General features: G+C 65.1%; 2 protein-coding genes. One reads left to right on the top strand and one right to left on the bottom strand.

The window, feature by feature from the left end:
• Nucleotides 1-119: 119 nt before the first annotated feature.
• A complete protein-coding gene (locus ACFU53_RS48000) occupies nt 120-509 on the bottom strand; it encodes a hypothetical protein (RefSeq protein ID WP_384006993.1) in 390 nt (129 codons plus the stop codon).
• 70 nt (nt 510-579) lie between these two features.
• Between ACFU53_RS48000 and ACFU53_RS47995 the strand changes: the two genes are divergently transcribed.
• On the top strand, nt 580-1,494 hold the full coding sequence (locus tag ACFU53_RS47995) for an IS982 family transposase (protein WP_384006990.1): 915 nt from the start codon (nt 580-582) through the stop codon (nt 1,492-1,494).
• Nucleotides 1,495-1,516 lie beyond the last annotated feature (22 nt).

The raw sequence follows: 1,516 nt of genomic DNA, 5'->3' as shown, positions 1-1,516 counted from the left end.
CTAGATGATCAATTCCAAGGGATGCCTGCGGAGGGTGTGGGGTGGGCGGCGGCCGAAGCCACCGCGAGACGGTCAGGCGGCAGGCTGCCGGCCCTGGTTGTCGAGGTGGCAGCGGGCGGTCAGGCGTCAGGGTCGACTTCGGGGTGCGTGAACCGCACGGGCTTGCCCAGCGACCGGGCGTAGGCGATTTCGGCTCGGGTGCTGTCTCCGATGTAGTCGCCGACTACGAGCACCTCATCAGCAAGCCGGATCTTCGCCCGGTGCAGATCGTCGAGTCGAACCTTCAGCGCCTCGGCCTCGACAGGATCGGGCCAAAGTTCGTGCGGCGACTTCATGTCACAGCCCGGTTTGACGACAATCTTTCCGGCTTTGGTCTCCCGCAGATCGGCCTCGGTCATCTCGGTCATGAAGCGGGTGGAGCCGCAGATCACGACGATACGCGGGAGGCTCAGCTGCTTCTTCGCGTCGGCGAGCCTCTCCTCGGGGGTGAGCAGTTGCGGATATGACACTGGTTCCTCCTGGTGGTGTGGTCCAAGGGGTGCCCGCGGAGACGAGAACGAGGGTGTCCAAGATCGTTTTGTGACGAACGACGTGGACACCCTCGCGACAGCACTCTATGCGACGACCGACGACATCCTGAAGGAGCATCCTGGGCTGGCGCCGTGGCGCCCGCCGGTCGGCATTACGCCCCGCCTGAGCGATGCCGAACTGGTCACCCTTGCCACGATGCAGGCCATACTCGGCTACACCTCCGAGGCCAAATGGCTCCGCCATGCCCGTGCCCACCTGCGCCACCTCTTCCCCTACCTGCCCCACCAGCCCGGCTACAACAAGCGGTTGCGCAAGGCCGCCGGTCTGATGCGAAGCGTCAACCGGATCCTGGCCACCACCACCTCGGTGTGGAGCGACGACGTATGGGTCGTGGACTCCACCCCGGTGGAATGCGGCCGCTCCCGCGAGACCGTCAAACGCTCCGACCTGGCAGGCTGGGCCGAATACGGCTACTGCGCCAGCCACAGCCGCTTTTTCTGGGGCCTGCGCCTGCACCTGGTGTGCACCCTGCAGGGCCTGCCCATCGCCTTCGCCCTCACCGGGGCCAAGGCCGACGAACGCGAGACCCTCCTCGACCTCCTGGCCGCCGAATGCGAGCTTCTGCGAGAGCGCCCCCGACAGACTCTCATCGGCGACAAGAACTACTTCGGCCGCGGTTTCGAACGCGAACTGTCCGAGCATGGAGTCCAGTTGCTGCGGCCTGCCCGTAAAGGTGAACGGGAACGGCCTGGCGCCGCCCTGTTCAAGCCGCTGCGGCAGGTCATCGAATCGATCAACGAAACCTTCAAGGGACAGCTTGACCTCGAACGGCACCGAGGGCGCACACCCGGAGGTGTCATAGCCCGCGTCATGCAACGCATCCTCGCGCTGACCGCCGCGATCTGGCACAACGACGCGACCGGACAAACCGTCCTACGCTCACTGATCGCCTACGATCACTGACCCCTTGGAATAGATCATCTAG

This window comes from Streptomyces sp. NPDC057474 (assembly GCF_042802555.1).
Classification (GTDB): Bacteria; Actinomycetota; Actinomycetes; order Streptomycetales; family Streptomycetaceae; genus Streptomyces.
The sequence above is the reverse complement of the archived record's forward strand: the minus strand, read 5'-3'. Positions and strand labels throughout refer to the sequence as shown.